The organism is Dechloromonas hortensis (genome assembly GCF_009469765.1).
GTDB lineage: Bacteria > Pseudomonadota > Gammaproteobacteria > Burkholderiales > Rhodocyclaceae > Azonexus > Azonexus hortensis.
Genome location: NZ_SSSQ01000003.1, coordinates 226,107 through 251,580, shown reverse-complemented (window position 1 = coordinate 251,580; position 25,474 = coordinate 226,107). Strand labels below are relative to the sequence as shown.

At 60.6% G+C, this 25,474-nt stretch carries 22 protein-coding genes; 9 read left to right on the top strand and 13 right to left on the bottom strand.

Going from position 1 to position 25,474, the window contains the following annotated elements; genetic code table 11:
* Positions 1-139: 139 nt before the first annotated feature.
* The gene (locus GH663_RS07590) at positions 140-2,602 is read right to left on the bottom strand and encodes a Lon protease family protein (protein ID WP_153131035.1); all 2,463 of its coding nucleotides are present in this window, start codon (positions 2,600-2,602) and stop codon (positions 140-142) included.
* A gap of 28 nt (positions 2,603-2,630) precedes the next feature.
* Positions 2,631-3,032, bottom strand: a complete 402-nt coding sequence (locus GH663_RS07585; protein WP_153131034.1) for a DUF3135 domain-containing protein — start codon at positions 3,030-3,032, stop codon at positions 2,631-2,633.
* 567 nt (positions 3,033-3,599) lie between these two features.
* On the opposite strand from GH663_RS07585, the gene GH663_RS07580 reads away from it, so the two are divergent.
* On the top strand, positions 3,600-4,706 hold the full coding sequence (locus GH663_RS07580) for a methyl-accepting chemotaxis protein (RefSeq protein WP_153131033.1): 1,107 nt from the start codon (positions 3,600-3,602) through the stop codon (positions 4,704-4,706).
* The gene (locus GH663_RS07575) at positions 4,706-6,940 is read left to right on the top strand and encodes a putative bifunctional diguanylate cyclase/phosphodiesterase (protein WP_246181522.1); all 2,235 of its coding nucleotides are present in this window, start codon (positions 4,706-4,708) and stop codon (positions 6,938-6,940) included. Before GH663_RS07580 ends, GH663_RS07575 begins: the two co-directional genes overlap by 1 nt.
* 1 nt (position 6,941) lies before the next feature.
* Here the strand turns inward: GH663_RS07575 and GH663_RS07570 are convergent, their stop codons facing one another.
* Together GH663_RS07570 and GH663_RS07565 are read right to left on the bottom strand one after the other, a co-directional pair.
* Positions 6,942-8,183: a threonine/serine exporter family protein gene (locus GH663_RS07570; RefSeq protein WP_153131032.1), complete on the bottom strand. Its 1,242-nt coding sequence runs from the start codon at positions 8,181-8,183 to the stop codon at positions 6,942-6,944.
* A gap of 107 nt (positions 8,184-8,290) precedes the next feature.
* Entirely contained in the window at positions 8,291-8,602 is a 312-nt protein-coding gene (locus GH663_RS07565) for a hypothetical protein (protein ID WP_153131031.1), read from the bottom strand.
* A 122-nt stretch (positions 8,603-8,724) separates the two neighbouring features.
* Between GH663_RS07565 and GH663_RS07560 the strand changes: the two genes are divergently transcribed.
* Complete coding sequence (locus tag GH663_RS07560) at positions 8,725-9,489, top strand: Mut7-C RNAse domain-containing protein (RefSeq protein WP_343029824.1); 765 nt, start codon at positions 8,725-8,727, stop codon at positions 9,487-9,489.
* 132 nt (positions 9,490-9,621) lie between these two features.
* Positions 9,622-9,933, top strand: a complete 312-nt coding sequence (locus tag GH663_RS07555) for a hypothetical protein (protein ID WP_153131030.1) — start codon at positions 9,622-9,624, stop codon at positions 9,931-9,933.
* 27 nt (positions 9,934-9,960) lie between these two features.
* Here the strand turns inward: GH663_RS07555 and GH663_RS07550 are convergent, their stop codons facing one another.
* The 4 genes from GH663_RS07550 to GH663_RS07535 are packed head-to-tail and all read right to left on the bottom strand — an operon-like array spanning position 9,961 to position 12,752.
* Positions 9,961-11,022, bottom strand: a complete 1,062-nt coding sequence (locus GH663_RS07550; RefSeq protein ID WP_170291364.1) for a nucleotidyltransferase domain-containing protein — start codon at positions 11,020-11,022, stop codon at positions 9,961-9,963.
* Entirely contained in the window at positions 11,015-11,929 is a 915-nt protein-coding gene (locus GH663_RS07545; RefSeq protein ID WP_170291363.1) for an HprK-related kinase A, read from the bottom strand. The genes GH663_RS07550 and GH663_RS07545 overlap by 8 nt, the downstream gene beginning before the upstream one ends.
* Positions 11,923-12,210, bottom strand: coding sequence for a hypothetical protein (locus tag GH663_RS07540; protein ID WP_153131027.1), 288 nt, complete (start codon positions 12,208-12,210; stop codon positions 11,923-11,925). Before GH663_RS07540 ends, GH663_RS07545 begins: the two co-directional genes overlap by 7 nt.
* Complete coding sequence (locus tag GH663_RS07535) at positions 12,210-12,752, bottom strand: hypothetical protein (protein WP_153131026.1); 543 nt, start codon at positions 12,750-12,752, stop codon at positions 12,210-12,212. Before GH663_RS07535 ends, GH663_RS07540 begins: the two co-directional genes overlap by 1 nt.
* 368 nt (positions 12,753-13,120) lie before the next feature.
* On the opposite strand from GH663_RS07535, the gene GH663_RS07530 reads away from it, so the two are divergent.
* Positions 13,121-14,965 carry a hypothetical protein gene (locus GH663_RS07530; protein ID WP_153131025.1) on the top strand — a complete coding sequence of 615 codons (1,845 nt, stop codon included), beginning with the start codon at positions 13,121-13,123 and terminating at the stop codon, positions 14,963-14,965.
* A gap of 20 nt (positions 14,966-14,985) precedes the next feature.
* On the opposite strand, the gene GH663_RS07525 is transcribed toward GH663_RS07530, so the two are convergent.
* Positions 14,986-15,414: a hypothetical protein gene (locus GH663_RS07525; RefSeq protein ID WP_153131024.1), complete on the bottom strand. Its 429-nt coding sequence runs from the start codon at positions 15,412-15,414 to the stop codon at positions 14,986-14,988.
* Between the two features lie 162 nt (positions 15,415-15,576).
* Positions 15,577-15,756, bottom strand: a complete 180-nt coding sequence (locus GH663_RS07520) for a hypothetical protein (RefSeq protein WP_153131023.1) — start codon at positions 15,754-15,756, stop codon at positions 15,577-15,579.
* 188 nt (positions 15,757-15,944) lie between these two features.
* On the opposite strand from GH663_RS07520, the gene GH663_RS07515 reads away from it, so the two are divergent.
* Positions 15,945-17,309, top strand: a complete 1,365-nt coding sequence (locus tag GH663_RS07515) for a DUF6035 family protein (RefSeq protein ID WP_153131022.1) — start codon at positions 15,945-15,947, stop codon at positions 17,307-17,309.
* Positions 17,310-17,558: 249 nt separating this feature from the next.
* On the opposite strand, the gene GH663_RS07510 is transcribed toward GH663_RS07515, so the two are convergent.
* From GH663_RS07510 to GH663_RS07500, 3 genes are all read right to left on the bottom strand, one after another.
* On the bottom strand, positions 17,559-18,068 hold the full coding sequence (locus GH663_RS07510) for a hypothetical protein (RefSeq protein WP_153131021.1): 510 nt from the start codon (positions 18,066-18,068) through the stop codon (positions 17,559-17,561).
* 911 nt (positions 18,069-18,979) lie between these two features.
* A complete protein-coding gene (gene ppsA / locus GH663_RS07505; protein WP_066879091.1) occupies positions 18,980-21,355 on the bottom strand; it encodes a phosphoenolpyruvate synthase in 2,376 nt (791 codons plus the stop codon).
* A gap of 33 nt (positions 21,356-21,388) precedes the next feature.
* On the bottom strand, positions 21,389-22,165 hold the full coding sequence (locus GH663_RS07500; RefSeq protein WP_066879094.1) for an FCD domain-containing protein: 777 nt from the start codon (positions 22,163-22,165) through the stop codon (positions 21,389-21,391).
* Positions 22,166-22,340: 175 nt separating this feature from the next.
* On the opposite strand from GH663_RS07500, the gene GH663_RS07495 reads away from it, so the two are divergent.
* Genes GH663_RS07495 through GH663_RS07485 form a run of 3 tightly spaced genes read left to right on the top strand, consistent with a single transcriptional unit; the run spans position 22,341 to position 25,230 of the window.
* Complete coding sequence (locus GH663_RS07495) at positions 22,341-23,123, top strand: (Fe-S)-binding protein (protein ID WP_153131020.1); 783 nt, start codon at positions 22,341-22,343, stop codon at positions 23,121-23,123.
* A complete protein-coding gene (locus GH663_RS07490) occupies positions 23,120-23,791 on the top strand; it encodes a LutC/YkgG family protein (RefSeq protein ID WP_153131019.1) in 672 nt (223 codons plus the stop codon). The genes GH663_RS07495 and GH663_RS07490 overlap by 4 nt, the downstream gene beginning before the upstream one ends.
* Positions 23,788-25,230 (top strand): LutB/LldF family L-lactate oxidation iron-sulfur protein, encoded by a 1,443-nt coding sequence (locus GH663_RS07485; protein ID WP_153131018.1) that lies wholly within the window; start codon positions 23,788-23,790, stop codon positions 25,228-25,230. The genes GH663_RS07490 and GH663_RS07485 overlap by 4 nt, the downstream gene beginning before the upstream one ends.
* The last annotated feature ends 244 nt before the right edge of the window (positions 25,231-25,474 follow it).

Sequence of the window (25,474 nt, the reverse complement as noted above, 5' to 3'; positions counted from 1 at the left end):
CCACCAAACTGAGTCGATGACTGCAATGCAGGAGTTGGCAAGTTTCTTTTTTGTAACAATGTTCTGGAATACCCGGAGCACGGTAATCCGTTACCGGCTTTCGCCTATTTTTGTTGGATTTCGCACATATTTAGCATAATTATTGGCTGGTTTTCTTTGGCGGCTGCTTGAGTACCGGCTTTTTCCGGTGGCTGACGTGTTTAGCACTGGGCTTCCTCTCTTCGTGCGCTAGTTGCTGCATTGAGTGCAGTTCAAGAAGATGGGTCGCCACCAGGTAATTGATGCTGCCCTCGGGAACTGCGCCGTTGGCGTCGGCATCGCCAGCCGGCAGACCGGTGAGCAGTTCGATGGCCTGGTCGACATGATCCACCGCCGCTACGCGGAAGCGACCGGCGGCGACGGCTTCGAGCACGGCCGGCTTGAGCATCAGGTCGCGAACGTTGGCGGCCGGGATGATGACGCCCTGCTCGCCGCTCAAGCCGCGGGCGGCGCAGATATCGAAAAAGCCCTCGATTTTCTCGTTGACCGCACCAATCGGCTGAACGGCGCCATATTGATTCACCGAGCCGGTCACCGCCCAGCATTGACGGATCGGCACGGCGCCGATCGCCGAGAGCAAGGCGCACAGTTCGGCCAGCGAGGCGCTGTCGCCCTCCACCTCGCCATAGGTCTGTTCGAAGACGAGGCTGGCATTGAACGCGAGGGGCATGCCCCGGCCGAAGCGGGCGGAAAAGAAGCCGGACAGGATCATCACGCCCTTGGAATGGATCGGGCCGCCCAGTTCGACCTCGCGCTCGATGTCGATCATTTCGCCTTCGCCAATCCGCACGGCGGCGGAAAGACGCACCGGGTGGGCAAAAACGAAATCGGCCAGGGCAATGGCTGCCAGCCCATTGACCTGCCCGATCAGTTCGCCTGCCGTGGCAATGAGCAGGATGTCGCGCTGGATTGCCTCGAAGATCCGCTCGCGCAGGCGGTCGGCACGTCGGGTTCGGGCAGCCATCGCCTGCTCGATATGCGCCCGGCTGATCAGCTCGGCGCTACCGGCCAGGAAATCGGCCTCCAGCATCAGTTCGATCAGCTCCCGGGTCAGTACGCTGAGCCGCTCGGCATCCTCGGCCAGGCGGGCGGCGTGTTCGATCAGGCGCGTCACCGCCGCCCTTTCCAGCGCCTTGAGCTGGTGGCGACGGGCCAGGGTGGCCAGATAGCGGGCAAACTGGCCGCTGTTCTCCGTATTGCGGGGAATTCTGTCGTCAAAGTCGGCGGCGACCTTGAACAGACCGGCAAACTCGGGGTCGAATTCGGCCAGCAGGTAATAGATGATCGGCTCGCCGATCAGTACGATCTTGACCTTGAGTGGGATGGCTTCCGGCTGGAGTTGCACGGTGCTGGTCAAGCCGTAGATTTCACCGAGCGACTCGATACTGATCCGCGCGCTTTGCAGCGCACGCTTCAGGGCATCCCAGGCGCCAGGCTGGGTAAGCAGCTTGACGGCGTCGAGAACAAGAAAGCCGCCATTCGCCCGGTGCAAGGCGCCGGCCCGGATCAGCGTGAAATTGGCGAGCAGCGTCCCCATGTGCGAGACATGTTCGACCCGGCCGAGCAGGTTGGGCACGGTCGGCAGGTTTTCGCAAATGACCGGCTGGCCTTGCGTGGTCGAGTTATCAACCAGCAAATTGACGTGGTAGCGCTGGACCGAAATGCTGCCGGTGAAATGGAGCGTTTCGGGATCCGCCTCTTCCTGGCGGGCTTCGCGCAGCGTATCGCCGAACTCGACGATATCGGCCCCGACGGCATCGAGAAACGCCAGCACTGCGGGCAAATCGACATAGCTGGTTCTGATCTCCGCCAGCAGATGGCCGATGGTCTGGCGAATGGCATCCCGCCCGATCTCCCGCAGTGCCTCCTGCAACTCGTGCCGCCAGCGGGGAAAGTGGGCGAGCAGTTTTTCCAGCGGCGCCTGGAATTCCTTGATGATATCGACCAGTTCACGCTGGCGTGCCGTGGGCAGTTGCTCGAAGGCCTCCTTGTTGATCGGTTCCTTGCTCTCCGGATCGATCGGGGCGAAGGCAAAGCCGGCCGCGGTATGCATCAACGCCACACCACGCGCCAAGGCTGTGTCGCCAAGTTCGCTCAAGGCCCCCTCCTGACGCTGCTTGAAGCCCTCTTCCAGCGCATTGACCCGGGCCCGGTATTCCTCGCTTTCAAAAGCCATCGCGATGGCCGGGCCAAGGCGGCTGGTCATCTGCTGCATGTCGTCGCGCAAGCGTGCCCCGCGGCCAGCCGGCAGTTGCAGCAGGCGGGGCGCATGCGGATTCTGAAAATCATTGACGTAGCAGTAATCGACGTGCGCCACCGTCTTTTGCCGAACCTCTTCGATCAGGTGGCTGACCAGGGCATGCCGGCGGCTACCGCTTTCGCCAAGGACAAAGAGATTGAAGCCTGCCTTCGGCATGGCCAGGCCGAAGCGCAGTGCGTCGACAGCTCGCGGCTGGGCAAAGCTCTGATCGACATCGGGCAGTTCCGAGGTATTGCTGAAAGGCAGGTCGTCCAGTGTGCTGACCGTATAAAGCTGGTGGGGCTCAAGCAAACGGGCGGGCATTGCGACACCCTTTCTCGAAGAGGTGACGTCAGCGGCGGCTGCTCATGCTGGTTTCGGATCGCCGAATGGTCAGCGAAATTACCGCGGCGCTCCGCTTTGGCGACGCCCGGCCGGTTGCTGGCGGAGAGGCCTTGCCCCGGTTCAGCAGGCCAATACGATGCAGTTCCTCCTTCAGTTGGACGAAGGATTCCCACATCAGGGCGTGGATGCGCTGGCTGGCCACCAGTGGTGAACTGGAGGTCTTGCGGATGCCGTCGATCCTGAACTGCAATTGGCGCAGGCGAAGCTGGACACCTTCGGGCGCCCCGGCGATATAGCGCTCGATCAACTCGCTGCGCAACGCCTCAAGTGCTTCGGGATCCTCACTGGCCAGCCTGGCCAGCTCATCGTGCGGGGGCAGTATTGCCACCGGTCGGTTCTCGCTCATCATGCCACCTCCCCTTGCCCGGTCCTTCCTTGCTCCACGATCGAAGCTGAAAGACAGCACTGAAAGGATCGGCGCATCGCCCGGCCCCTTCCAGCGTCACCTCAATACTGCCTGGCGTGAAAACGCGTCAGGCGCCAGTCATGCCTCGCCCTTCCTGCCCTCGGGCAGAAATACGGTCATGCAATGGACGAATTTCATTTCGTTCCCCCATCCAATCGCGAGACAAAGACAAAACGGCAAATTGAAGCAATACAAGCGGCGGGTCAGCCTGTGAATGCCACGGGCTTAGCCTTCGTAGATGTCAATCAATCTACGATTGGCCGGGCCAGAAAAACATACGTTGAGCCCAGTATTGTTGCTACCGGCTATCGAGTAGGCAACGCGCGCCTTGCGCATTCGGCCAGCGCTTCCGGTTTTTGCCATTTTTTCGACGTTGACCGCCAGAGTCGCCTGGCGCAACGACGCGCCTCCTCAATTTGGCGGCCGGACAATTTTGATCTTGGTCATGCGCCACCACCTAATACCATAGTAAATTACTCAACATTAACCGCATTCAAAAAAGGAAGCCGCATGTTCGGAAGCAAAGCAAAACGGGAACTGGCGGCAGCCCAGGCAGAGAACGCCCAATTGAAAGCCCACCTGCAGGCTCAGCAGGAAGAACTGGCCCGTACACAGGCCCAACTCGCCCAGGCGACGGCACAGGAACAGCAACTGGCGAACCGGCAGACCCTGCTCGACGGCGTGCTCGGCAACATCCCCCGCTTTGGCGAATCCCTGGCTGGCATGCGCCAATCGTTTTCGGGCCTTTCCGGACAACTGAATGAAGATTCGGAGGCCGCCCTGACCGCGGCAGCCGAATCGGACAGCAACCGGGGCGCCTTCGAGAAGATCGCCACCAACCTGCATGCCATGTTCGAGCGCATCAGCGCCGCCGGCAAGAGCGTCGAAGGCCTGTCGCAGCGTGCCGGCGAAATCGGCGGCATTGTCCAGTTGATCAAGGAAATTGCCGAACAGACCAATCTGCTGGCGCTGAACGCCGCCATTGAAGCTGCACGGGCCGGCGAGGCGGGACGCGGTTTCGCGGTCGTCGCCGACGAAGTCAGGAAGCTTGCCGAGCGCACCGCCAAGGCAACGACGGAAATCGGCAGCCTGGTCACCGGCATCCAGCAGGAAACCGGCAACGCCAAGGCGATCATGGATCTCGGCGCCGACAATGCGGCCAACCAGAGCGCCGAGAGCGAGGCCGCGATGCGCAGCATGCAGCGCTTGCTCGAACTGTCGCAACGGATGCAGGGCAGTATCGCTTCGTCGTCGCGGCTGGCCAATGCCGAACTAGCTAATATCGAAGAGCTGACGCTGAAGCTCGAAGTCTACAAGGTGCTGCTCGGCCTCTCCGACCTTCGCCCGGAAGCCCTGCCCGACGAAACCGAGTGCCGCCTCGGCCAGTGGTATTACGAAGGCGAAGGCAAGGCCGAGTTTTCGCGCCTGGCCGGCTACCGGGAAATGGAAGCGCCGCACAAGGCGGTGCATGACTACGCCCGGCGTGCCGTCGACAATTACCGGCGCGGCGATTTCACCGGCGCCCTCGACGCACTGACCCGGATGGAAGAAGCCAACCTGACCGTGATGGGCGGCATGGAACGCATCCTGGCGCAAATGCCCGGACGCCGCGCCTGATGAACGCCCCTGCCCCGCATACCGGCAAGCCGCCCGGCGAGCTGGACGGCATCGCCACCGAAATGGGCATCGATGCCGCCGAGATCGCTGCGCGCAAGGCTTTCCTCGAATTCACCGAGGCCGACGCCGATCAACTGCGCGCCATCCGCGGCAAGCTGGCCGCTGCGGAGGACGGTTTCGCCGACGGTTTCTATGCCTACCTGCGCCAGTTGCCCGAACTGGCCGCCCTGCTTCCCGACGATGCCACGGTCGCACGCCTGAAGGCGGCGCATGGCCGCTACTTTGCCAGCCTGACCGAAGGCTGCTACGACGAAAGCTACGTCGGCGGCCGCCTGCGCGTCGGCATGACCCACGCCCGGATCGGGCTGACGCCGAAATGGTACGTCGGCGCCTTCCGCAAGTACCTTTCCGACATGCTGGGCGCGACCTGGGCCGCCGCCGACGGCGATTTCGAGACTTTCAAGCCGGCCTTCGACGCGCTGCTCAAGGTCGTCATGCTCGACCTCGGGCTGACGCTCGATACCTACATCCATGCCGACAAGCGCGCCATCGCGCTGCGCGACCGGGCCATCGAATCGAGCGTGAACGGCATCTTCATCGCCGCCGCGACGCCACCCGATTACCGGCTGACCTACGTCAATGCCGCCTTCTCCGAAATCCTCGACAGCCCGCGCGAAACGGTCCTCGGCCAGCCCTGCCTGTGCACCGGCGAGGACGACGGCTTCGCGCTGATCCGCACCGCCATCGCCGAAGGCCGCGATGGCTACACTACGCTGTCGCGGCCGCGCTGCGATGGCTCGCGGCAATGGATCGAACTCTTCCTGGCGCCGGTACGGAGCGACGCGGGGGCCATCTCGCATTTCGTCGGCGTCCTCAACGACGTGACGCCGCGCAAGGAGGCCGAAGAGCAACTGGCCTTCCTCGCCCACCACGATTCGCTGACCGGCCTGCCCAACCGCAGCCTGTTCGAGCAGCGCCTGCGCCAGGCCCTGGCCCGCGGCGAACGGCGGCAGGGCTTCGCGCTGTGCTTCATCGACCTCGACCGCTTCAAGCTGATCAACGACAGCCTCGGCCATGATGCCGGCGACAGCGTGCTGCTCGAAGTGGCGCGCCGGGTCGGCGCCGTCTGCCGCGACGGCGACATGTTGGCCAGGCTGGCCGGCGACGAGTTCGTCATCCTGATCGAAGGCGCCGGCAAGGCCGAACCGGCGGCGGCCATCGCCAACCGGGTGCTGGCCGCGCTGAGCCGCCCGATCCGCGCTGGCGGCCGGGAAATCGATGTCGGCGCCAGCCTCGGCCTGGCGCTATGCCCGACCGATGGCAGCGATGTGGACACCTTGTTGCGCAATGCCGACGCCGCGATGTACGCCGCCAAGGCGGCCGGCCGCAACACTTTCTGCTTCTACGACGAGGCGATGAACCGGCAGGCCAGCCAGCGCTTGGCGCTGGAAGCCGACCTGCGGCGGGCCGTCGCCCGGCAGCAGCTCGAACTGTTCTACCAGCCGCAGATTCGCGCCGTCGAAGGCGGTCTGGCCGGGGTCGAGGCGCTACTGCGCTGGCACCACCCGGAACGCGGCCTGGTCTCGCCCGGCGAATTCATTCCGCTCGCCGAAGAAGTCGGCATCATCGCCGAACTCGGCGAGTGGGCCTTGCGCGAAGCGGCGCAGCAGATCGTCGATTGGCAGCGGCGCGGCATCGCCGTACCCCGCGTCGCCGTCAACCTGTCGCCGCGCCAGTTCCACGATGCCGACCTGGCCGAACGACTGGAACGCATCCTGATCGCCACCGGCGCGCCGCCTGAATGTATCGAACTGGAAATCACCGAATCGGCTGCCATGCAGCATCCGGCCGACGCCGTTCAGGTACTGCAGCGCCTGCGCGAGCGCGGCATCCAGGTCGCGATGGATGATTTCGGCACCGGCCACTCCTCGCTCGCCATGCTGCGCAGCCTGCCCCTGCACGTGCTCAAGCTCGACCTCAGCTTTGTCCAGCACCTGCCGACCTCGGAAACCGATGCCGCGGTGGCCGGCGCGGTGGTCACGCTGGCCCGGCAGCTTGGTCTGTCGGTGGTCGCCGAAGGGGTGGAAACCGAAGCACAACGGCAGTTCCTGGCCGGCATCGGCTGCGATCTGCTGCAGGGCTACCTGTTCGCCCGACCGATGCCGCTGGCGCAATTCGAGTCCTGGCTGGCGGCAACGATCATTCCGCCGGTCGACCTCGCCGCCGGGCCATAAATCAAACCGCCCGGTCGCTGGCGCCGCGCCGCTCGAAGACCAGCGGCAGGATGTTGTCGGCCAGCAGCAGCCCGACGGCGAGGACGGCACCGGTGATCACCATGTCGGTGATCAGGCTGATGCCGGCCGCGCTGTCCTGTTGGATCAGCGCATGGACGCCGCGAAAGCCCATGCTGCCCGGGACCAGCGTGATCAGCCCGGGAATCTGGACCAGTGCGGCCGGCCGCTTGCTCAGGTACTGGTATAGGTGCCCGGCGCTGGCCACGGCCAGCGCGCCGGCAAAAGCGCCAACCACGTTGCCCATTTTGGCATTGACCAGCGAATAGACGGCCCAGGCGAGCAGGCAGGCGCCGACCGAGACATGCACCGCCGACCACGGCGCCTGCAGTACGGCAAGCAGCGAAATGCCGAGCGCCGCAATCGCCGCCCAGATCGCCCAGGCCGGCAAGGCGGCGACACTCTCAGGCAGCGGCACGGCCGGTAGCCAGGCCAGGCTGATCTGGGTGCCGATGGCCAGCCCGGCGCCCATCAGGAAAAGCAGTACGAAAGCGCCGGTCAGCCGGCCGGTGCCGGCCAGATAGTTCTGCGTCGCCAGTTCGGACATGGCGACGGTGAGCATGAAACCAGGCAGCAGCAGCACGATGCCGGCAACGGCCGAAATGAAGGGCACTTGCTGCGGCCACAGATGGGCCAGCCCTTGCGCCCCCATCGCCGCCAGGGCGCAAAGAATTACCGGCACGGCCGGCCCGAGCCGGGGAATGCGGGCGAACTGCAGGTAGCCGGCAACGAAGAACATGCCGAGCAAGCCGCCGCACAGCATCTCGACCCAGCCGCCACGCAGCAGCAAGGCGACTGAACCGGAGAGCAGGAAGCCCATGCCGACGAAACGCCAGCCCGACCACGGCGCCGGCTGCCGCATGATGGCGGCGAGGCGCTCGATGTAGCATTCCAGATCGTCGACCGACGAGATCTCGCGGCACAGTGCATCGAGTTCGATCAGCCGGGCCATGTTGTAGTCGTAGGGCGGCAGGCGCAGCAGTTCGACGCGCCGCGAGTTGCCGCCTGCGACCACGGTCAGGGCGAGAAAGGTCAGCACCGCGAAGCCTTCGACCCGCGCCCCGAGGCGCTGGCCGATCGCCTTCATCGCCGTTTCCAGATCATGCGCCGGAGCGCCGCTGACATGCAGGGCCTGCCCGAGATCGCGCAGGAAAAGCGCCAGTCGCGCCAGGGTTTGTTCATTCATGCTCAGGGAACGCCGATCGCCATCGCGGCACAGGATGCAGGGAGACGCACTTTACCTCAGGAAGACCGGCGGGACGGCGGCCGGCGCGCAGCGCAAGGCGAGCCGGGCTAGGAACCCGTCTGGCCACGCAGCCGCCGGAACAGCGCCGCACAACTCTCATCAAGGGCAAGGCCCTGGGCCTGCATCAGGCGGACATGGAGCACCAGGTTTTCGAGGACCAGCTTGGCGGCCACCGCCAGCAATACCGTGCGGGACTCCTCCTCGCCCAGTTCCTCGGCCCGGCCGGCAATGTCGCGCACCTGGTCGCAGACCAGCAGCCGCAAATCCTCTTCGGCATAGGGCAGATCACCATAATCGATCGGATCCTCGGCTTCGACTTCGCGAATCAGTTCGACCAGTTCGGCGGTATTGATCATCATGGCAACTCCTTGCGGGTCACTTCCCGCTTGGTCAGACCGCCGGGCCGAGCGAAGGTGCCCGGGCCGCTTTGTACTATGCTGGATATGTTTGCTTCGCCGGTGCTGCCGGGGAAAGGATCATCATGCCCAGCTTCCGTTTCTACGAGGAACTGAACGATTTCCTCGCCCCCTCTCGCCGTTATCGCGATTTCGATCTGCCCTGTACAGACGGGGCCAGCCTCAAGCATGTCATCGAAGCCGCCGGCGTGCCGCATACCGAGATCGAACTGATCCTGATCAACGGCGTATCGGTCGGCTTCGCGGCACGCCTGCAGCCCGGCGACCGCGTTTCGGTCTATCCCAAATTCGAAAGTCTCGACATCGGCCCCCTGCTCCGCCTACGCCCGCAGCCCCTGCGGGTGACGCGCTTTGTCGCCGACGCCCACCTTGGCGGCCTGGCCCGCCTGCTCCGCATGGCCGGCTTCGATACGCTCTACGACAACCATTTCGACGATGCTGAAATTGCCCGCCTAGCCGCTGGCGAGGGCCGCATCGTGCTGAGCCGCGACCGCGCCCTGCTCAAACGGCGCAGCATCACCCACGGCTGTTACGTGCATGCGCTGAAACCGCAGGCGCAACTGGTTGAAATCCTGGTCCGCCTTGATCTCACCGCCCGCGTCCAGCCGCTTTCGCTATGCCTGGAGTGCAATGCGCCGCTGCAACCGGTAGCCAAGACGCAGATCATCGACACCCTGCCCCCCAACATCCGCGCCGGCAAGCACAGCTTCAGCACCTGTCACGTCTGCCAGCGTGTTTTTTGGGAAGGCAGCCACTGGCAGCACATGCAGCAACGCCTGGCATTTGCCGTGGCCGCCGCCTCGGCGAAAAACCAGCAAACGACAACCTAAGACCGGCCACTTCTGTGTTTCTGCTGTAGCAAAGTGTAAGCAGACATTAAAGGCCTCAACCTTGGGCCCGGTCTGGCCGTTAATAGCAGCACGGAGGCAGTTTTCCGGACCGATCAATGAAGGAGCATCACCATGTTGCAGCTTAGCCAGACCGACCTCAGCACGCTTGAAGCCACCGCGACGACCGCCGCGGCTTATCTGGATTCCTGCGACAGCGGTGCGAAGTTCGTCCGTCTGGACCCGACTTATTACCAGGCCTGCGGCCGCCTGCTGCTCCTGATCTTTTCCGCAACCGATGCCAACAAATCCTTCCCCAGCCTGGTCAAGCAGTCCGCGGCCGCCCGCGACGCACTGGAATCGGTCGAAATCGGCCGCCACATCGAACTCAGCCGCCTGGCCTACTATCCGCAACTGAGCGTGATCCTGAACCGGGCGGCGGCGTAGTTCGTCAAACGGGATGACAGATTGAGCCTAGATGGCCTTATGAGGCGTTGTGCCGGTAAAGCCGAGCGACGCTTTATGGGCTAGATGGGTCAGCAGAAGATGGTTCGGCAAGCGTAAATACATTTCACGACTGACGAGCAGCATATCGGCCAGCCATTGGCCAGCGGGACGGGTCTGCCGATGGCGGGAATAAACAGCCCGGGCAACGAGGCGGGTCGCCATTTTGGCGTCGCCAGGCAGCAGGTTTTCGGGGACGGGTGTGCCCAATAATGCCCGGGCCAGCCGTAGCGCCTCCCGGATCACCTCACCCAACCCAACCTCACGCGCCCGCTCGAACAAACGCTCGGGAAATGATGCTGAACGCGAAGCGAAATCGCGAAACAGCAGGTCAATATCCCAAATATCCCGCAAGCCACGCTCGAACTCGGAATTGAACATCAGATGGCTGGCGGCATGCAGCACCATGTCTTCGTCCTGCAAGCGCCACCAGAAGGCGCTGCCATCGACCGGCACTGCCTCCCGTATCATTTTCCCGGAGTCGACACGAATGCGACAGGTGGGCATGACCAAGGCGTGATGGAGGTCAATCGTCGTTCCCCGGCGTCGATGGGTCATCGGCGGCACCTCGTGCGACCACTCCCGGTAATAGCGCTGGTCGTAAGGGTCGAGCTTGCCGGTCAGCCAGCCGCCCAGCATCAACGATGCCTCGGCCTGCGCCAGGCTCTCCTTGGCCACGACGATATCGATATCGCTGAAGATCCGACCCCGCGCAGCTGGAAGGTTCAAGCGCACGTAGGCCGCGCCCTTGAGCAGCAACACCGGAACCCCAAGCCCCTGCAAGGCTTGCTGGACGTGCTCCAGTTCACGCAGGACATCGCGCTGAAAAGCTGCGGCCTCGATCAACGACGCCTTCACTTGCTTCTGCAGGCGTTCGGGCAGCCCCACCTCATCGAGGCGAAGGATGGCGGCCAGGCGAGCCAGCAGCCCTGCCCGGCGTGCTTCGGAAAACAAGAGACTCCATGCTTCCGGATCGAACGCATCGTGCCCCCTGCCACCAAGCAGGCTCATCAAAGGTGACGACTTAGCCATGCTCAGCCACCAGGGTTTCCAACGCATCCCGCGCTTCGTCCAGCGACGAATACTCGATCTGCCAAGCCTCAGTCGTCCGCACGAGCGCCACCAAGCGGCGAAATCCCTCGGCACCGAGGATGGAGTAGTTGAACGCCTGATCGATCAAGCGGAGCGCCGCCTGCCCGGCACCGACAGGCTCGACGCGCAGGGGGGCATTCTCGACCCATTTCGGAAAAACAATCAGTTTGGGAACGGCGGGAACAAGGTTGTGACCCACCGCATCGGCCGAGACCTTGAGATGAGCGACCGTGCCCTTGTGCGTGTCGCGGGCCAGCGGCCCGATCACCGCCATCGGATGGCGCTGGCGGATTATGTCGATAGAGGAATTTTTAAGGCTGACTGGACGGGCTAGCGGAATCAGCTTCAGATCACTGTCCAGCAACGCCAGCTCATCGGACAAGAGACGCCAACCCTGCTCCGAGAGCTCGGCCGACAACGTACTCTTGCCACTTCCGGAAACGGCTGAAAGCAGCACGCCCTTGCCCTGCCATTCAACGACTGCCGAATGAATAATCAGGCAATGATGCAGAAACGAGGCTATCGCCCAGTTCAAGCCCCATTCGAACAAGGCATGGGCATGCCCGACCTCCATCGGCAGAAAGGGGGTGTCGCCGGAAAACTCGAAGCTTGCATTGCGCCGAAGCCATCGGCGCCACAGAGCCGGGGCAGAAATGGCAATGTCGAAATCGTATTCACCGCCCCCGAGCGTTACCGGATGGTCGCCATAGAGCTGCCGAAAAGCGGCAATAAACTCGGGAATATCACTGGACACCTTGAGCGCCAACTGCCCCAGATAAAGCCTGAAGCTACCGTCCCGCAGGGACCTGTGCAATTGCTCGCTTGTGCAGGAGGAAAGGGTCAGCACCGAAAGATCAGTTGGGATTTCTCAAGTGAAATCAGGACATCGGTAAAATTTTCTGGCGCCTCGCCCATATCCTGAACCGCGGCCCTAAGCGCCGCTTCGTCCAAGGCGCCAAGACTACGCAAAGACTTTATCATGGCAAGGCCAAGTCCGCTCGATAGCGTCGTCGCCCCCGAGCTCTGGTCGAAAATCAAGGCCCCATCCTCTACTTCCTCGAATAGCAGCGCCTCGGCCAAGGCCACTCGGGAAAGGCTTGGTCGCCCGGCCGGAATACCGCCGCTCATCAGCTCCAGGTATCTGCCAGATAGCGCATGATATCGGCCTCATCCCAATTCGCACCGGGCAAGGGCTGATAGAAGCCGTTGTGCCCCTGCTTCCAGTTCCACATCGCTTTGAGTTTATCGATGTCGTAGAACTTGGTGCCCACTTTTCCGTGCACGGAATTGACGTAGGCCGCCGCAATATGTTTCTGGAAGGCCGTGGCATTCGGGTCCCGCAAAACCTTACGCATGGTCTTGTTCGGACCACCGCCGAACTGGGACGAGAAGTTGACGTTGGCGACGCCGAACTCGCTCTCCTCCCTGCCGGCCCAGGTTGCCGGGGAAAGGGCTGCGCATGGCTGATTCACATCGGTCAGCGAGTTATGACTATTGGCCAGATCAATCGATGCCTGAGCCGAAACGGTCGTGCAAGTTGCCGCCATGGCGGAACGGGCCGAGACGGTCAGCGTGACCGGAAGCGCCACGCCAAGTCCGCGAACAAAACGCCTACGTCCAGAACTCTTCTCATTCCCGGACGGCTGGATACGATCGTCAAGTGTTTTCATAGTTATTCCCGATAATAAAGCAGGCCGACCAGGCGCCATGACGACAAGACAGTAGCAAGATTCAAACCAAACAAATTTTCCTTTTACTATCAACAAACTAAACAAATCAAACAAGAATACCCCGTACTCCGGGCACCTAAGTGTCAATTTATCCGACACCCGAGAAGCACACGCCCATTTCATCCTGGGCAAATTCGCCCGAGAGCAGGCGGCAACCGTCATGCAGCCAAGCCTCCGAACAAAGAGTAACGATTTTGTTACGGCGAAAAAAAAGGCCGGGATCGCTCCTAGCCCCTACGTTAAGTTGTTGATACGGGCTTCGTAATCGCTAAAATCCCCTATGCACCAGCGTGTATAGGGGATTTCCTTTGGATGAAAAATCTTTTCTAGGCAGTGAAACCGGCCTGCCACCTGCAGGGACCTGGTGGCGCTATCCACCCACTGCGGCCGGCATCCAGGTCAATCACTGCAAGAACCCATTGTGTGCCAACTTTGGCATACCACCGCGCCATGCTTTCGGTAGTTTGCGCGGCAAGAAGCTCAAGGGCGACATCCCCATCCCTGGTGATTACAGGGTGATCGGCGTTTCGGCCGGCTCTGGGCCTGGTACAAGCCATCCGCTGCTTCAATGCGACCTGTGTGGGGCAACGCTGCCCATGCAAAGCAACTTGGCAATTGCGGAAGAACTGCTACGCATTGGCCGATATCTCGATCCTGCCACCGGCCCGGCTTGCACAAATGAGGATTGTGCGTGCTACCAGGTGCCGCAATCGGTCAGTCCCTCGAACTACGTGAGCTTCGGCACGAACACTGCCGGCACGCCGCGGTACCGGTGCCAAACCTGTCGCAAGGTGTTCTCGTTCGGCGGGAAGCCGACGAAGCGTCAGCGGGAGACACACCGAAACATCGACATCTTCAAGCACCTGGTCAACAAGCATCCACTGTCGCGGATCGTCGCTACGCTGGATATCTCGATGCCCTTGCTCTATCGGCGCATCGACTTCATTTGGCGCCAGTGCCGGACATTCGCCGGCGAACGGGAGCGATCCTTACTGGAATCGACAGCGCTAGGCCGGCGGTACATCTGCATAGATCGCCAGATGCTGACAGTCAATTGGACTTCGCGAAAAGATCGCCGCAACGTGGCGCTATGGGGTACCGGTAGCGCGGACTTGGAGTCGAGCTACGTGTTCGGCATGCACCTTAACTACGAGCCCGAGCTGGACGAGGCTTATGTCCGGGAGGATATGCTTCGATATGGCGACCACGAGCTGAAGCAGCCTTTCCGCCGATATGCGCGTGTGTGGTTGCCTGCGGACTACGAGCGAGCGTCCGCTGCCCGAATGCATCAACTGCGCAAGGTGAAAGCAGAGGATGGCCTGGATGCCGCGATTGAGGCTGCCTACGACCAAGCGCTGCACCGGGACGACATTGAAGCGGGCTCGGGGCCAGAAAAGGAGACGCGCACGCCGGCGAAAGGGATGCTGGTTCACGAACAGATATCGATGAACGCGCACCTCTTCTTCCTGGCGGGCCTGCTGCGCAATGCCGAAAAGGTTCGAGCATTCATGGACCAGGAATCCGGCCTGCGGGCTGCGTTCATGAATGCGTTTGGACCAAGGGTCCGAGATCGTACGGCCGACGCTTTCTACGTGGCCATCCTCAAGGAGACCACGGTCGATAAGAAGCGCCAGGCCGTGAATATATCAACTCGGAGGTTCAAGGAAGCCAAGAAGCGCTTCCTCGGCAAATCGGACTATGAGGTGATGCTGGCCATGGTGTTGGAAGAGATGCAGGTCATGAGGCCTAAAGGGAAGTGGGCTGATCAGTGGTTGTTCCACCCCTTGCCCAACATGGCCGAGCCGGACAAGCGCGTGTGCTGGCTTACCGACGTGGGCGACTACGACGAGGAGCGCATTGCCCGGTTGTATCTGAAGGCAACCTTGCATCCGATCGACCGCTACTTCATGCAGGTCCGGCGCCGGATATCGCTTGCCGAACGAGGAATCTCGAGTTCAGCCAACCAGGGGCGGATATGGCACGGATATAGCGCCTACGACCCAAGTACCCTGATGAAGCTCTTGGAGATCTTCCGGGTGTTCTACAACTACTGCGAGAACGACACCAAGGACAAAATGACCCCAGCGTTGAGGCTGGGGTTGGCCAAGGGCGTGATCAAGCCGCATGACATTTTGTATTTTGATGGATGGTGAGGTGGCGCTTCGGCTTGTAGTTATTTTGTCACTGTCGCAATAACCTGCTTGATACAGGCGAAATCATGAGCGAACAAGTAGGGAACAAATGCTTCAGGTATTTTTACCCGGGACGCAACTTCGTATGCGTCGATAGCTTTAGCTAAATATTGCACTTTTAGGGCCTCTCTGTCCTTTTCAGGACAAAGACACATTAGCGCTAGCCATACCGCAAGATGTTCCGATTGTAGAAGCGTGCTTTGTGTTGTGGTGGGTGCATGCTGTACCAGTAGAGCCTTAAATAGCTCTTCAAACTTTTCGGGTGTGTCGGTAAGCGACGTATCAAATACGTGCATTAACTCTTTAACGTAGACTAGGCGCTCCCAATTCTTGTCCATATTACGAGCAAGAAGCACTACCGTCTTTCCTGCTTCAGCCGGGAATTTCCCAAATTGGTCATCTGATGCCAAATAGTATCCACGAAGAAGTCTTGTGTTAAATCCGTGCACTCGGCATACCACAGGGCATCCGGTTAGTTCTACTATCTTATCTCTAATGGTATTTCGGCTTATAGGCAATGATTGGGTTTGACAAAAATCGTAAAGTTTTTCAAACAAGGTCATAGCCGCTACTTACTCAGCAATATCGGAAGTTTCACCTAGAAAAAGGTGCGTTAGCGATTTGTTTATTTCACGCGCCAAATCTTCTGCGTCAATTTCTCGGTCGGATCCGAGAAACAATTTGATATTCTTGACTCCCAGTCCACCTTCCCCATACAAACGATTTTTCAGCAGTTCTAGTTGTGTGCCCATGTTGATCTCCCTGACATGAAGGTTGTCTATGAGGGTATAGGCGATACCCTGTAAGTTCTGATCGAACGCAAATGCGTCTCAGTTATTCCGTATAGCGTCAGCCCCCTTGCTTTTCACCATTACTCGAAAATTCCAAAAGCATCCCGGGTGTACAATCCAAGACAGTTCATTCGTCATGGATCGTGCGCATGTCCGATAACGGTTCCCTTGCAGTAGCCAAGCCAGAAATCCCGGAGGTAGCGCGGATCGATACCTGGGATGTACGCCCGGTAGCCGAGGTAATTGGCCGGGATTACGCCGCCGTAATCCAGCTGCGTTTGGCGGTCCGAGGCGCCATCGCTCGAGGAGAGCCCATCTATGCCTGCCCACGGTGCAGCGTGCCGGTCTATCTGGTTTCGCGGGAGGACACTCGGCGTTTCTACTTCAAGCATCTCCATGAGGATGGCAGTTGCCCTGCCGTCACTCGAGGCGACCTGAGTGAAAAGGAAATCAACGCCCAAAAATACAATGCGGCCAAGGAAAGCCCTGACCACCGCAGGATGAAGGAAATCATTGAGGAGAGCATCAAGTGTGATGCGCGCTTTTCGGCGCCCCAGGTCGAAAAAACGTGGAAAGGTGCCGATGGGTCATGGCGCCGGCCCGATGTCCAGGCCCAGTTCGGGCAGCAGCGCATGGCATTCGAGGTGCAGCTCTCGACGACATTCATCCGGGTGATTGCGGAGAGACGGGAGTTCTATCTCCGCGAAGGCGGGATGCTGATCTGGCTATTCAAGCACTTTACTGAGCACGATACGCGGCTGACGCAAGATGACGTGTTCTACAACAACAACCGGAACGCGTTCCTGGCGAGTGAAGAAACCTTGGCAGCCTCCCGTGCGACAGGGCGCCTGCATCTGGAGTGTTGCTGGTCGGCGCCTGTCCGCCAAAACAATGAAATTGTACTCACGCAGTACCGCAAGATCGTGTCAATTGATGATCTAACTCTGGATGTCGAACGGCAGCGTATCTTCTACTTCGATTTTGACCAGGAGATGGCCAAGGCCTCGGTCACACCGAAACAAGCAAGCGCTGAGCGGCTACGTAGGGATTTTGAGGCATTCTGGTTATCAAAGCCTGAATCGAACACGCAGGAAACGCTATCGCAGTGGTACGCGTTCATGCGACGGTTCAGCGAACATGGGATACAGCTGTCGCAATACCTTGGTGGCGATGGTACCGAATCCCTGCTCAACAACCTTTACAGCGCCAGGCATGGCAAGGTGGTTGGACGGAGCTATAAAAAATTCATCGAAGTGGCACATCTTGTTGCAGGCGGCTACAAATCGCAGCTGTGGGCTTTTGGATTACTTCTGGCGGCGCACAACCGTCTTGAGCAGATTCAGGCAGAAGACAAGAATAGCGGGAAATGGGAAAAGAAAAGAGCGATCTACCATCCGCGAATCAAAGCAGGGGATGACGCTTACAGGCCCGATCCAAAATTCAACCAACTGATCGGGTTTTTGTTTCCGGAGATTGCGGAGGGGTTGGGGCGCTATCCCAAAAAACAGCCTTAGTACTACCGTCGCCTGGCTCGCTTTTCTGCGTAGGTTCGCGTCAAAAATTAACCAAATCCGGATAATTTTGGTCTATACTTTGAACCGTTGGATCCCTGCAAATCGAGCATCAGGCGAGGACATGATCGGTAGTTTCGGTCTTCGCACTCCAGGGCAGCAGCTGTAACCGATACAGCTGAAGTAGTTGCAGAGGCGCACGCGCTTCTGATCTCGGACCCCACCGAAAGGTGAGCTAACGAGAGGCTGCGGCTATGTTGGATCCAACGCACTTTTCTGGATGGCCCCAATCACGGGGCCATTCGCATTTTTCCCAGGGAATGCGGTAACGATGGCGTAAAACACTTTGTTTAACCCATCAAGTCTCTTTTCCAGGATCGCAATCCCTGCTGCACTGCGAAGCACGGTTGATCGATCAGCTGCTCGCCCTACGCCATACTCGTAATGGATCGTTGAGCGCGGTTGCAAAACCCTGTTGAGCAGTCGAGCAGCGTCCGGCAATGCCTCCATAGCGGAAGGCGCTGAGCGGAAGTGTTCTTGCCAAATATGTACTAAGCCGTAGCCACGATTTGGCCCAAAATGCTCACCATAGCGAAGATAGATGGGACCGGGCTCAAAGGAAATCCGCGGACTTGCAATTTCAGGAAAATGACCAAATAACGGAGTTCCGGTCAGTGGGTTGTCGATTGTTTGATTTTTACTAGGCGTCTTGGTGATGTACGGATTACTAGCAACCTGAGTGATCGGTGGTTTTTTAGGCATGCGTGTTTTTTGTTGATAGATGCATAGCCGGGCATTTTACAGGCGGCCACCAGTGCCGGCAGGTCATTGGCCTAATATATCAGCGGGCCTAGCACCCCCATCGAATCCCATAACGTTTTCGGCTTACCTTGGGCAGCGGCGCCAAAGCTGGTAACAACCGCTATAACCCATGCCAGAAGTATTCCCCACATCACGCCCTCGCTTGTACTTGTCATAACCCAAAAGAGTAGCACTTGGGGCTCAAGGGAGGAAGCGAGCGCGCTTGATGACGGAGTCGATCAGGCGGTCACCCAGGAGGCGATGGCGAGCCTCGCACTGCGCTGGGTCAGATGCGTAAGGCCCCTGGAAATTCAGGACTTTCTAGGAAAAAGTGCGAGGAACCAATGGTACGCAGCTACCTATGACGGCGACCTCGCTGTGCTGCGGTTCTCACATCCGGGTTTCGCAACCGGATGCTGTTTTGCCAAATCCCGTGCCTCAGGGGCGCCAGGTGGGCTAACACTTAGCCACCATTGTATTGGCTATTGTGCCCCCGTCAATGCAACTGAACGCCGCGAGCGCTATGGGGGAGCACCCTCTGATCTTCCTGGGGGTGCGGGCGATCTTTGGTATGCTTCATCTCAAGGCTATGTTGCGCGAGTGCGCCGCAAGGCAAAAACATAGCGCCACCCGGCTCCGGCCGGGTCCTACCTGGAGTAGCTAAGAGAGACTCGCAGGTTGCAAGGGCCCCTTCGCAACGACGGCTGCCGATTCGGCGGCCGTTGTCTTTTCAGGCCTCAAATGAAAAACGGAACCCCAGGTGGAGTTCCGTTTTTGTCGAAGCCGAGGCTAGCAATCCATCAACAACTTAACGTAGGGGCTAGGGATCGCTCCCGGCCTTTTTTACTGGTTCCTGCGGTCGACCGCAGGAATCAGGCCTTTTTGTGACCAGCCAGACGGGTCCAGGTATCGACCACGGTATCCGGATTCAGGGAGATCGAGGAGATACCCTGGTCCATCAGCCATTCGGCCAGATCCGGGTGATCGGACGGGCCCTGACCGCAGATGCCGATGTACTTGCCGGCCTTGTTGGCAGCAGCGATGGCCATGCCGAGCAGCATCTTGACGGCCGGATCGCGTTCGTCGAACAGGTTGGCGACCAGACCGGAGTCACGGTCCAGACCAAGGGTGAGCTGGGTCAGGTCGTTGGAGCCGATCGAGAAGCCGTCGAAGATCTTCAGGAAGTCTTCGGCCAACAGCGCGTTGGACGGGATTTCGCACATCATGATCAGCTTGAGGTCGTTTTCGCCCTGCTTCAAACCGTGTTCGGCCAGCAGATCGACGACAGCCTGGCCTTCGCCGACGGTACGGACGAAGGGCACCATCAGTTGCACGTTGGTCAGGCCCATTTCTTCGCGCACCTTCTTCATGGCGCGGCATTCCATCTCGAAACAGTCGCGGAAGGACTGGGCGATGTAACGCGAGGCACCGCGGAAGCCGAGCATCGGGTTTTCTTCTTCCGGCTCGTAGAGGTCGCCGCCGAGCAGCTTGCGGTACTCGTTGGACTTGAAGTCGGAGAGACGAACGATGACCGGGTTCGGCCAGAAGGCGGCGGCGATGGTGGACACACCTTCAACCAGCTTCTCGACGAAGAATTCCTTCGGCGAAGCGTAGCCACGGGCGCGGCGCTTGATTTCGTCGCGCTTCGAAGCCGGCAGGCGCTCAACGTCGAGGATGGCCTTCGGGTGGATGCCAATGACGTTGTTGATGATGAACTCGACGCGGGCCAGACCGACACCGGCGTTCGGCAGCTGGGCGAAATCGAAGGCCAGTTCCGGGTTGCCGACGTTCATCATGACCTTGACCGGGACGTCCGGCATGGCCGAGATATCACGCGAGGTGATTTCGAAGTCGAGGCGACCGCGATAGACGTGGCCGGTATCGCCTTCGGTACAGGAGACGGTGACTTCTTCGCCTTCGGTCAGCGTTTCGGTGGCATCACCACAACCGACGATGGCCGGGATACCCAGTTCGCGGGCGATGATCGCGGCGTGGCAGGTGCGGCCGCCACGGTTGGTGACGATGGCGGAAGCGCGCTTCATCACCGGTTCCCAGTTCGGGTCGGTCATGTCGGCGACCAGCACGTCACCCGGCTTGACCTGGTCCATCTCCTTCGGATCCTTGACGATGCGGACCGGACCGATACCGATCTTCTGGCCGATGGCGCGGCCGGAGGCGAGCACCTTGGAGAACTGCTTGAGCTTGAACTTCTCGACCTTGCCGGCGCCGGTCTGCGACTGCACGGTTTCCGGGCGGGCCTGCAGGATGTACAGCTTACCGTCGACACCGTCCTTGCCCCATTCGATGTCCATCGGGCGACCGTAGTGCTTTTCGATGATCATCGCGTAGCGGGCCAGCTCCATGACTTCTTCGTCATTGATCGAGAACTGATGGCGCAGGCTTTCTTCGACATCCTCGGTGATCACCGACTTGCCGGCCATCTTTTCGGCCGAGAAGGTCATCTTGATCATCTTCGAACCGATGTTGCGACGGACGACGGCCTTCTTGCCGGCAGCCAGCATCGGCTTGTGCACGTAGAACTCGTCCGGATTGACGGCGCCCTGGACGACGGTTTCGCCCAGGCCGTAGGAAGAGGTCACGAAGACGGCGTCACGGAAACCGGATTCGGTGTCGAGGGTGAACATGACGCCAGCGGCGCCCTTGTCGGAGCGCACCATGCGCTGGATACCGGCGGACAGTGCGACATCGGCGTGGATGAAGCCCTTGTGCACACGGTAGGAAATGGCGCGGTCGTTGTACAGGGAAGCGAAGACTTCCTTGATCGCGTGCAGGATGTTTTCCAGGCCGACGATGTTCAGGAAGGTTTCCTGCTGGCCGGCGAAGGATGCGTCCGGCAAGTCTTCGGCGGTGGCGGAAGAGCGCACGGCGAAGGACATGTCGGCGGAGGAATCGGCCACCAGGCGCTGATACTGCTCGGTGATGGCGATGGTCAGTTCCATCGGGAACGGGGTTTCCATGATCCACTGACGGATCTCGGCGCCACAGGCAGCCAGGGCATTGACGTCTTCGACATCGAGGGCGTCGAGGGCGGCGTTGATCTTGTTGTCCAGACCGCTCTGGGCCAGGAAGTCGCGGTAGGCCTGCGCTGTGGTGGCAAAGCCGCCCGGTACGCGGACGCCGGAATCAGCCAGCTGGCTGATCATTTCGCCGAGGGAAGAATTCTTGCCGCCGACTTGCTCAACGTCGGTCATGCGCAGCTTTTCAAAGGGAATAACCAGGGGCTCCATGCGGATTCCTTTCAGTGGGTCAAATTAAAACGATTAAACAGATAGGGAAGGTGAAAACTCGGTGTTCAGACGGCGCTCGGCCGTTTCGCGGCGGGCGGCGGAACGCAGCGACTGCGCCAGCGTCTCGCGGACGAAGTCGATATGCGTCTCGGCAGCAGCCCGGGCGGCTTGCGGCTTGCGCTCGGCAATCGCCTTGTAGATCGACTCATGCTGGCTCATCAGCAGCGAACTGGCGGCAGGGATGCCTTTCAGTTCGCCGAGGTTGAGGCGGATGTTGTCGTGCATCAGGCGCAGCAAGGCGGCCGACATGTGGCCGAGCAGCGCATTGTGGGCGGCATCGCCAATCGCCTGATGAAAGGCGATATCGGCGGCCGAACGCTTTTCGGTGTCGTCGCTGGCGAAAGCGTCGCGCAAGGCGCTGAAGGTTTGTTCGAGGCGCTGCAGGTCGGCATCGGTCGCCCGCTCGGCGGCCCAGGACGCCGCCTGGCCTTCCAGCATGTGACGAAACTCGAGCATGTCCTCGCGCAGGTTCGGGTGGTTACCCAGCATGTCGCGCCAGGGATCAAAGAAGGTAGAGTTGAGACTGTCGGTAACGTAGGTACCGCCGCCCTGTTTGCTCTGCACCATGCCTTTGGAAGCCAGCTTCTGGATTGCCTCGCGCAACGAGGGACGGGAAACGCCGAATTCGGCGGCCAGTTCGCGCTCCGGCGCCAGTCGATCACCCGGCTTCAAGGAGCCTTCGAGGATGCGACGCTCCAGCGATGCCGCAACGGCATCGGATATACGCGGAACCTGCACCTTGTTCGACATCGGTAAGACCACCTTGATTGGTAAGACCAACACATTCTAAACAGCGAATCGGTAATGCGCAAGCGTAGGGATTTCCCTATCGTGATTGACTAAGTATCGGTATTCACGTAAATTTTCACCTCATCAAGCATTGGTCTTACCAATGTACCGATAAATAATTAACGTCGGAGACACAATGAGCAGCCCAAAACCGGAAACCCCCAGGCCCAGCGACGTCTATTTTTTCGCCACCTGCGTCGTCGATCAGTTCTTTCCCGGCGCCGGGATGGATGCCATTACCCTGCTTGAACGCGAGGGCATCCGCGTGCACTTCCCCGAGGAACAGACTTGCTGCGGTCAACCGGCCTACACCAGCGGTTTTCCCGACCAGGCGCGCAAGGTTGCCACCCTCCAGCTGACGCTGTTCCCGAACGACTGGCCGGTCGTCGTGCCCTCCGGTTCCTGCGCCGGCATGATGAAGCACCACTACCCGACGCTGTTCGCCGCCGACCCGGTGCGCAAGGCGCAGGCTGAAGCGCTGTCGGTCCGGATTTATGAATTCACCGACTTTCTGGTCAATGTGCTGAACTTCAAGCCGGAAGATAGCGGCAGCGACTGCACCGTCGTCCTCCACACCTCCTGTTCGGCCCGCCGCGAAATGGGCGTCCATCTGACCGGCCGCAAGCTGCTCGGCGATCTCGGCAAAGTCACGGTCGCTCAGCAGGACCACGAATCGGAATGCTGCGGTTTCGGCGGCACCTTCTCGGTCAAGCAGCCGGAAATCTCCGGCGCGATGGTCGAGGACAAGGTCAAGGCACTCAAGGCGACCGGCGCCGAACGCGTTGTCAGCGCCGACTGTGGCTGCCTGATGAACATCCTCGGCCACGCCGCCTGGAAGGACAAGCAGGAAGGCCGCGCTACACCGAGCCTGCCCGGCGAACACATTGCCACCTTCCTGCTGCGGAGGACCGCCCAATGAGCGCCCGTGATCGCATCCTGGCCAAATTGAAGGCCAACGCACCGTCGACTGCCGGCGAGCTGCCCAATGTCGCCGACTGGTACGCCACCCACCGCAGCGTCGAGAGTCAGGCCGACAAGGCGAAGCGCTTCCGCCACTTCATCGAACTGGCGCACGCCGAGGTCTATTCGGTGTCGCGCGGCGGCTGGCTGCAAAAGCTATGGGAAGTGCTCGATGCCAAGCAGCTCGGCAAATTGTTGGTCGCCCCGGGTACCGCCCACGGCGAACGCGCCCAGCGCGAACTGGCAGCCCTCGGCATCGACTGCCCGAGCTATGGCCAAGCCATCGAAAGCTGGAAATCGGCAATGTTCAACGAGACGCCGGCCGGCTTCACCGCCGCCCGCGCCGCCATCGCCGAGACCGGCACGCTGATCCTCTGGCCGGACGCCGACGAACCGCGCCTGATGTCGCTGGTGCCGCCGGTGCACATCGTGCTGCTCGACGCCGCCCATATCTACAACACCTTTTACGAAGCCATGCAGACGGAAGGCTGGGCCAACGGCCTGCCGACCAATTCGCTGCTCATTTCCGGCCCGTCGAAAACTGCCGACATCCAGCAGACGCTGGCCTACGGCGCCCACGGCCCGAAGGAGCTGGTGGTCTTGATGATCGAGGACAACCTGCAATGAACGCCCCCCAGACCCCGCACGCCCTGCACTTCATGCCCTCCGAGGGCTTCCGCGCCCGCTCCAAGGCGGTCGTCGAGAACCCCTTCCTGCGCCAGAGTTTCCGTGGCGCGATGGATTTCCTGATGAGCAAGCGCGCCGCCCAGTTTCCGGATGCCGAGGAGCTGGAAAGCCTGCGCACGCTGGGCGAACGCATCCGCCAGTACAACCTGGCCAAGCTGCCCGACCTGCTGGTGCAACTCGAAACCAACCTGACCCGCAACGGCATTCAGGTCCATTGGGCGGAAACGCCGGACGAAGCCAACGCCATCATCCTCGGCATCTGCCAGAAGCATTCGGCCAAGCTGATGGTCAAGGGCAAGTCGATGGTCAGCGAGGAAATCGAACTGAACCACGCCGCTGAAGCTGCCGGCATCGGCGCCCTGGAATCGGACATGGGTGAGTACATCGTCCAGCTCGCCCATGAAAAGCCATCGCATATCATCATGCCGGCCATCCACAAGACCAAGCAGGAGATCGCCCAGCTCTTCGCCGACAACGTGCCGGGCGTCGATTACACCGACAACGTCGATGCGCTGATCCAGATCGGTCGCAACGTACTGCGCCAGAAATTTTTGGAGGCGGACATCGGCCTCTCCGGCGTCAATTTCGCCGTCGCCGAAACCGGCACGCTGTGCCTGGTCGAAAACGAAGGCAACGGCCGGATGTGCACGACGGCGCCGCCGGTCCATATCGCCATCACCGGCATCGAGAAGATCGTCGAGAAACTGGAGCACGTACCGCCGCTACTCTCGTTGCTGACCCGCTCGGCCACCGGCCAGAACATCTCGACCTACTTCAACATGATCTCCAGCCCGCGCAAACCGGGCGAAAAAGACGGTCCAGGCGAAGTGCATCTGGTGCTGCTCGACAACGGCCGCAGCCAGGCTTACGCCGACGAGCAACTGCGCAAGACGCTGCAATGCATCCGCTGCGGCGCCTGCATGAACCATTGCCCGGTTTACACCCGCATCGGCGGCCATGCCTACGGCACGACCTACCCCGGCCCGATCGGCAAGATCATCTCGCCGCACATGCTCGGCCTCGAAGCGACGGCGACGATGGCCACCGCCTCGTCGCTGTGCGGCGCCTGCGGCGAAGTCTGCCCGGTAAAGATACCGATCCCCGAACTGTTGATGCGCCTGCGCGAGGAGTCATTTTCCGAACCGCACGCTAATCCGGCGATGCGTGGTCAGGGGGCGGGCTATAGCCGCCTGATGACTTCCATTTGGCGCGGCTGGGCGGCGGTTTATCGCTCGCCGGCGCTGTATGGGGCGGTGACATGGCTGGGCAGCCGGTTTGGCTGGTTGATGCCTTCGAAGCAAGGGGCGTGGACGTCAGTTCGGGTGCCGTTGAAGCCGGCGCCGAAGCGGTTGCGGGATATGTTGAGGGAACGGGGCTGATGGATTTGCCTTTGTATTTGGCACCAGGTTCCGCGCTTGCGGCGCGGGCGTACTTTCTTTTGCTTCGCCAAAAGAAAGTAGCCAAAGAAAAGGCGACCCCAAGGTCGGTGCCCGGCGTTGCCGGGTTCCCTGCGCTACTCGACTTGCGCGGGGGCTGCGCAACTCGGGCTACGCCCTCAAACAGTGCTCGCCATTTTTCCGCGCCAGCCTGCTTTGCTCGGCACCTCTCAAGGGGCCCGCAAAA

Excerpts from the sequence above, each read along its gene's own strand:
- GH663_RS07590 (WP_153131035.1), bottom strand. The coding sequence starts at position 2,602 with ATGCCCGCCCGTTTGCTTGAGCCCCACCAGCTTTATACGGTCAGCACA.
- GH663_RS07585 (WP_153131034.1), bottom strand. The coding sequence starts at position 3,032 with ATGATGAGCGAGAACCGACCGGTGGCAATACTGCCCCCGCACGATGAG.
- GH663_RS07580 (WP_153131033.1), top strand. The coding sequence starts at position 3,600 with ATGTTCGGAAGCAAAGCAAAACGGGAACTGGCGGCAGCCCAGGCAGAG.
- GH663_RS07575 (WP_246181522.1), top strand. The coding sequence starts at position 4,706 with ATGAACGCCCCTGCCCCGCATACCGGCAAGCCGCCCGGCGAGCTGGAC.
- GH663_RS07570 (WP_153131032.1), bottom strand. The coding sequence starts at position 8,183 with ATGAATGAACAAACCCTGGCGCGACTGGCGCTTTTCCTGCGCGATCTC.
- GH663_RS07565 (WP_153131031.1), bottom strand. The coding sequence starts at position 8,602 with ATGATGATCAATACCGCCGAACTGGTCGAACTGATTCGCGAAGTCGAA.
- GH663_RS07560 (WP_343029824.1), top strand. The coding sequence starts at position 8,725 with ATGCCCAGCTTCCGTTTCTACGAGGAACTGAACGATTTCCTCGCCCCC.
- GH663_RS07555 (WP_153131030.1), top strand. The coding sequence starts at position 9,622 with ATGTTGCAGCTTAGCCAGACCGACCTCAGCACGCTTGAAGCCACCGCG.
- GH663_RS07550 (WP_170291364.1), bottom strand. The coding sequence starts at position 11,022 with ATGGCTAAGTCGTCACCTTTGATGAGCCTGCTTGGTGGCAGGGGGCAC.
- GH663_RS07540 (WP_153131027.1), bottom strand. The coding sequence starts at position 12,210 with ATGAGCGGCGGTATTCCGGCCGGGCGACCAAGCCTTTCCCGAGTGGCC.
- GH663_RS07535 (WP_153131026.1), bottom strand. The coding sequence starts at position 12,752 with ATGAAAACACTTGACGATCGTATCCAGCCGTCCGGGAATGAGAAGAGT.
- GH663_RS07520 (WP_153131023.1), bottom strand. The coding sequence starts at position 15,756 with ATGGGCACACAACTAGAACTGCTGAAAAATCGTTTGTATGGGGAAGGT.
- GH663_RS07515 (WP_153131022.1), top strand. The coding sequence starts at position 15,945 with ATGTCCGATAACGGTTCCCTTGCAGTAGCCAAGCCAGAAATCCCGGAG.
- GH663_RS07510 (WP_153131021.1), bottom strand. The coding sequence starts at position 18,068 with ATGCCTAAAAAACCACCGATCACTCAGGTTGCTAGTAATCCGTACATC.
- ppsA (WP_066879091.1), bottom strand. The coding sequence starts at position 21,355 with ATGGAGCCCCTGGTTATTCCCTTTGAAAAGCTGCGCATGACCGACGTT.
- GH663_RS07500 (WP_066879094.1), bottom strand. The coding sequence starts at position 22,165 with ATGTCGAACAAGGTGCAGGTTCCGCGTATATCCGATGCCGTTGCGGCA.
- GH663_RS07495 (WP_153131020.1), top strand. The coding sequence starts at position 22,341 with ATGAGCAGCCCAAAACCGGAAACCCCCAGGCCCAGCGACGTCTATTTT.
- GH663_RS07490 (WP_153131019.1), top strand. The coding sequence starts at position 23,120 with ATGAGCGCCCGTGATCGCATCCTGGCCAAATTGAAGGCCAACGCACCG.
- GH663_RS07485 (WP_153131018.1), top strand. The coding sequence starts at position 23,788 with ATGAACGCCCCCCAGACCCCGCACGCCCTGCACTTCATGCCCTCCGAG.